Source organism: Rhodanobacter sp. FW106-PBR-R2A-1-15 (genome assembly GCF_058789735.1).
Genome location: NZ_JBYTEM010000057.1, coordinates 1 through 5,189, shown reverse-complemented (window position 1 = coordinate 5,189; position 5,189 = coordinate 1). Strand labels below are relative to the sequence as shown.

General features: G+C 66.7%; 3 protein-coding genes. 1 reads left to right on the top strand and 2 read right to left on the bottom strand.

Annotated elements, in window-relative coordinates; all coding sequences use genetic code 11:
- Positions 1-143: 143 nt before the first annotated feature.
- Both AC3WTD_RS18420 and AC3WTD_RS18415 read right to left on the bottom strand, forming a co-directional pair.
- Complete coding sequence (locus AC3WTD_RS18420; RefSeq protein ID WP_492614649.1) at positions 144-1,739, bottom strand: hypothetical protein; 1,596 nt, start codon at positions 1,737-1,739, stop codon at positions 144-146.
- Between the two features lie 426 nt (positions 1,740-2,165).
- Entirely contained in the window at positions 2,166-4,010 is a 1,845-nt protein-coding gene (locus AC3WTD_RS18415; protein WP_492614648.1) for a DEAD/DEAH box helicase, read from the bottom strand.
- A gap of 157 nt (positions 4,011-4,167) precedes the next feature.
- Between AC3WTD_RS18415 and fghA the strand changes: the two genes are divergently transcribed.
- Entirely contained in the window at positions 4,168-5,016 is an 849-nt protein-coding gene (gene fghA, locus AC3WTD_RS18410; protein WP_027493501.1) for an S-formylglutathione hydrolase, read from the top strand.
- Positions 5,017-5,189 lie beyond the last annotated feature (173 nt).

Sequence of the window (5,189 nt, the reverse complement as noted above, 5' to 3'; positions counted from 1 at the left end):
TCAGTGTCTTCACTTGCCATCTCCCTTCCAGGCGATGGTAAGAGTATATCTAGTTTATTGAACGCAAGTTGGTATGAAACAGCAGGGGAGAGCTGCCCGCCACCGCGATGGGTGACGGGCATGCGGATTACCCGGGAGCCTGTTTATTGGCAGCCAGGGAACTTGAACGACGCAATGCGCGTGTTCCAGTTGAACGAGCCGGTGTTCTGCAGGTACTCGGTGGTGTACCAGAACGTGCAGTCGTCGACCGGGTCGACCGTCATCGCGCTGTAGTCACCCCAGCGCGACAGGTTGTTGCCGCTCTGCGATCCGTTGCCTTCGATGATGCTGTTCTCCGCTTCCAGCGTGTTCAGCGGGTCGCTGGCCAGGCGGCCGGTGTAGCGGATCGCCGGGTGCAGCGCGCTGCTGGATACGCTGTAGCCGAGCGCCATGTTGCCCTGCTTGTCCATCGCCACCGAGCCCATCCAGCGGAAGCTGGTGTCCGGCGAGAAGGTGGATTGCTGGTACACCACCGGTGTGGTGCCCGGGCTGCGGATCTCGTACCAGCGCACGCCGGTATACGGGTTCTTGCGCGAGGTGCCGACCTGCACCGAGTGGTTGACCACTAGTGACTCGTGAGTGCCGAAGTTGCGGTAGGCCAGGCGGAACATCAGGCGGTCGCCCAGCGAGTCCAGCTTTTGCCGCGTACCGTATTGCGGGATGCAGCTGCCGCCGCGGCAGGCGGTGGCGAAGGCGGCCACCGGAATGTTGAGCGGACCGCTCAACGAGGTGTTGGCGCTGTTCGCCCAGTCTACGTGGAACTTCCACAGGTTCACCGAATTGCTGGTGAAGTTCAGCATGTAGTTCGGCGAACCGGCCGGCGGCGCGGTGGCGCCATCGAGGTCCGCCGGCAGCACGCCGCCGTAGCTGGTGGACAACTGGAAGCACTGCTGGGTCGCCGCCTGGCCGTTCAACATCGCCGTGCGGTCATAGGCGCACAGCTTGGCACCCTGGAACGTACTGGTGAACATGTTGAAGGTCTCGTAGTAACCGTCCGGCCAGACACCCATCTTCGGATAGTCGGGAAAGACGCTGCCGTAGGAGAAGGCATAGCGGTAGTACGCGCCGGTGGCGTCGCTGGTGGCCGACACGGCCACGCACTGGTAATACGGCGTGGCGCTGACGGCGAACTGCGAGACGACCCAGCGGTTGGCGGCCTTGTCGTAGACCACCACGGCATCGCCGTCGTTGTCGGCCTCGCAGGGGCCGCCGAAGCCGGACCACAGGGTGTTGCTCGGCACCGGACCGTAGGTCACCGCCTTGCTGGCCTTGTCGAACACCGCGAAGCCGGTGTTGACGATCTGCAGATACTGGGTGGCGCCGACAGCGCCGTTCGTATCCGGCGGCGCGCTGTTGACGGTGAAGGTGCCCTGCGGGCCGCTGAAGCCCTGGCCGACGCCTTCGAAACCGGCGCCCAGTGCGGGCGCAAACGCCCCGGTGATGGTGTGTTGCACGGCGCCGTCGGTCTGGTTGCCCGGAGCCAGCGGCGGCAGTGGATGCAGCGGATGAATGCGGGGACTCTTGGAGAAATCTTCCGGTCGCGGCATCGTGCCGCGCAGGGAGCGCAAGGTGTCGTGTTTCACGGCAGGCGTCACTTCCACCTTCGGCGCCGCGTTTTCGGCGAAGGCCTGGTTGCTTGTCGCCAGACCGAAAACGGCGCCCAGCGCGATGCTCAAGGCTGTCAAGTTTTGTGATGACATGGGTTCCCCTCCACGAGGTAACGGCATTGGAAAGGGTCGACGCGTGCGACTGGCGTTGCACAGCTTTGGTGGCCAGGCACGACAGGGATCCGATAACCGTTCCACCATCACGCGACTTCGGCATCGCGCGCCCCTGGACTTCCAGGCGGAACGGCGGAGTCATAGCGCTTCGAGGGGAATTTTTCGTGAAGAGGTCGTCCGGCGCCTGACGGCAGGCAGCCGTTTATCCCGAGCCGCGTACGCGGCCGCCTGCAGGTACGCGATGGCGGCCGGCGCCGACCAGTCGAGTCGCGGCTCGGCGTCGCGGAATGGACGATGTTCGACCGTCGAGCTGGAGCCCGACATACGGCGGGTTCGCGGCAACGACGGCCCTGCAGGTGTGGTGTCGTCGCGCCGTCGCTTGTCGTGCGGCGCGACCCGGGACGCTTACTTGCGCCGCGGCGGTTTGGCCCCGCCGGGCCGCGGCTTGAAGCTGCCGGGCTTCCTGAAACCGCCCGGCTTGTGCGCCGGCGGTGCGCTGTTGCCGGTGTCGCTGCCGTCCCACTCATGGATGCGCAACTGCTGCTGCACCACCCACACCTTTTTCAGGTGCTCGAAGATTTCCTTCGGCATGCCGTCGGGCAGGTCGATCAGGCTGTAGTGGTCGCGGATGCTGAGGCGGCCGATGTACTGGCTGTCCAGCCCGGCTTCGTTGGCGATCGCGCCGATGATGTTGCCCGGCTTCACGCCGTGCTCGTGGCCGACCTCGATACGATAGGTGCGCTTGCCCTGCTCGGTGGCATGCGCGCGCAGCGGGCGGGGATGGCCAGACTCGCGCGGCAGCGCGTCTTCGTGACTGCGCGGTTTGTGCTCGCGGGTCGTGCGGCTGGCGCTGTCGCGCTCGCGTGGCTTGTGCTCGCGGGCGGCCGGTTCGTATTTCTCGCGCTTCGGCGGCGGCGCCAGCAGCAGTGGCTGGTCGCCCTGGGCGATGCGCGCCAGCGCGGCGGCGATCTCGACGGCCGGCACGTTGTGTTCCTGCTCGTACTGCTCGATCAGCTTCTGGAATTCACCAAGGTCGCCCTGGGCCAGCATGTCGCTGATGCGCTGCTTGAACTTGCCGATGCGCACGTCGTTGACCACCTCGACCGACGGCAGCTGCATCTGCTCGATCGGCTGCCGGGTGGCGCGCTCGATCGCGTGCAGCATGCCGCGCTCGCGCGGGCTGACAAACAGGATCGCCTCGCCGCTGCGCCCGGCGCGACCGGTGCGACCGATGCGGTGCACGTAGCTTTCGGTGTCGTAGGGGATGTCGTAGTTCAGCACATGGCTGATCCGCTCCACGTCGAGGCCGCGCGCGGCCACGTCGGTGGCGACCAGGATGTCGAGCTTGCCGTCCTTCAGCTGCTGGATCACCCGCTCGCGCTGCGCCTGGGCGATGTCGCCGTTGATCGCGGCGGCGGCCAGGCCGCGCGCCTGCAGCTTCTCGGCCAGCTCCTCGGTGGCCTGCTTGGTGCGCGCGAAGATGATCATCGCGTCGAACGGCTCGGCCTCGAGGATGCGCGTCAGCGCGTCGAGCTTGTGCATGCCGCTGACGAACCAGTAGCGCTGGTGGATGTTCGCCGCGGTGGTGGTGGCCGCCTTGATGGTGACCTCGACCGGCTCCTTCAGGTGGCGCTGCGCGATCTTGCGGATCGGCGCCGGCATGGTCGCCGAGAACAATGCGACCTGGCGTCCCGGCGGGGTGGCCTGCAGCACTTTCTCCACGTCGTCGATGAAGCCCATGCGCAGCATCTCGTCGGCTTCGTCGAGCACCAGGAACTTCAGCTCGGAGAGGTCCAGCGTGCCCTTGTCCAGGTGATCGATCACGCGGCCGGGCGTGCCGACCACCACGTGCACGCCGCGCTTGAGCGAGTGCAGCTGCGGGCCGTAGCTCTGGCCGCCGTAGATCGGCAGCACCTGGAAGCCGGGCAGGTGGGCGGCGTAGGTCTGGAATGCCTCGGCCACCTGGATCGCCAGCTCGCGCGTGGGCGCCAGTACCAGCGCCTGCGGCTTGCCAGGCTTGCGCTCGATACGCGACAGGATCGGCAGCGCGAACGCGGCAGTCTTGCCGGTGCCGGTCTGCGCCTGGCCGAGCACGTCGCGGCCTTCCAGCAGCGGCGGGATGGTCGCGGCCTGGATCGGCGAGGGGGACTCGTAGCCGACGTCGGCCAGCACGCGCAGGACATCGGGGTGCAGCGCAAGTGCGCCGAAGCCGGACGACACCGGGGTGTGGTCGGGAGCAGGGGACGACATGGGGGAACCTCGGGAAGGCAGCGCCGGGAATGCGGCGCGCGGATCGTGCATTCTACCAGCGTCCATGGGCGCGCGCGGCGCTTCCGGCTGAACGCGAACGTGATGGCGGCGCGGTTATGCTTCGCGTTGCCTTTGCCAATGGAGCGACGAGCCGACGATGGGCACGCTTGAAACGATCTCCGAACAACGCCTGCACGGCGGCGTGCAGGGCTTCTACCGCCACCACTCGGAAGCCTGTGCCGGTGCCATGCGCTTCGCCGTCTATCAGCCGCCGCAAGCCACGCGGCAGCGCTGCCCGGTGCTGTATTTCCTCGCCGGGCTGACCTGCACCGAAGAAACCGCCACGATCAAGGCGGGCGCCCAGAGGCTAGCCGCCGAGCTGGGTTTGGTGCTGGTGATGCCTGACACCAGCCCGCGCGGCACCGGTATCGAGGGCGCCACCGGCGACTGGGAATTCGGCGAGGGTGCGGGTTTCTACGTCGATGCCACGTCAGCACCATGGTCATCGCGTTTCCGCATGCACAGCTACGTGGTGGACGATCTGCCGGCCTTGATCGGCGCCCATTTCCCGGTGGACACGGCGTTGAGCGGCATCTGCGGCCATTCGATGGGCGGCCACGGCGCGCTGACCCTGGCCTTGAAAAATCCGCGACGCTACCGCTCGGTGTCGGCGTTCGCGCCGATCGTGGCGCCCAGCCAGGTGCCGTGGGGGCGCAAGGCCTTTCCGCGTTATCTCGGCGACGATCAGGCAGCGTGGGCCGACCACGACGCCTGCGAGCTGGTGCGGCGGCAGACCTTCGGCGGCACTATCCTGATCGACCAGGGCGAGGCCGACGGTTTCCTCGAAGCGCAACTGAGACCCGAGCTGTTCGACCAGGCCTGCGCCGAGGCGGGGCAGCCGCTGCTGCTACGCCGGCATGCCGGCTACGACCACAGCTACTGGTTCATCGCCAGCTTCATCGACGACCACCTGCGCCACCACGCGGCAGCGCTGGGGCTGTTGTAGGAGCCAGCTCGCGGGCGATGCTTTTGGCGCCCGGATTCGGGATTAGAAAAAAAGCAGAGCGTCGCGCATGGCAGCTCTTCCGAATCCCAAATCCCAAATCCCGAATCCCGAATCCCGAATCCCGAATCCCGAATCCCGAATCCCGAATCCCGAATCCCGAATCCCGAATCCCG

Bases quoted from the DNA above. Each gene is read 5' to 3' on its own strand.
- fghA (WP_027493501.1), top strand. From the start codon at position 4,168: ATGGGCACGCTTGAAACGATCTCCGAACAACGCCTGCACGGCGGCGTG.
- AC3WTD_RS18420 (WP_492614649.1), bottom strand. From the start codon at position 1,739: ATGTCATCACAAAACTTGACAGCCTTGAGCATCGCGCTGGGCGCCGTT.
- AC3WTD_RS18415 (WP_492614648.1), bottom strand. From the start codon at position 4,010: ATGTCGTCCCCTGCTCCCGACCACACCCCGGTGTCGTCCGGCTTCGGC.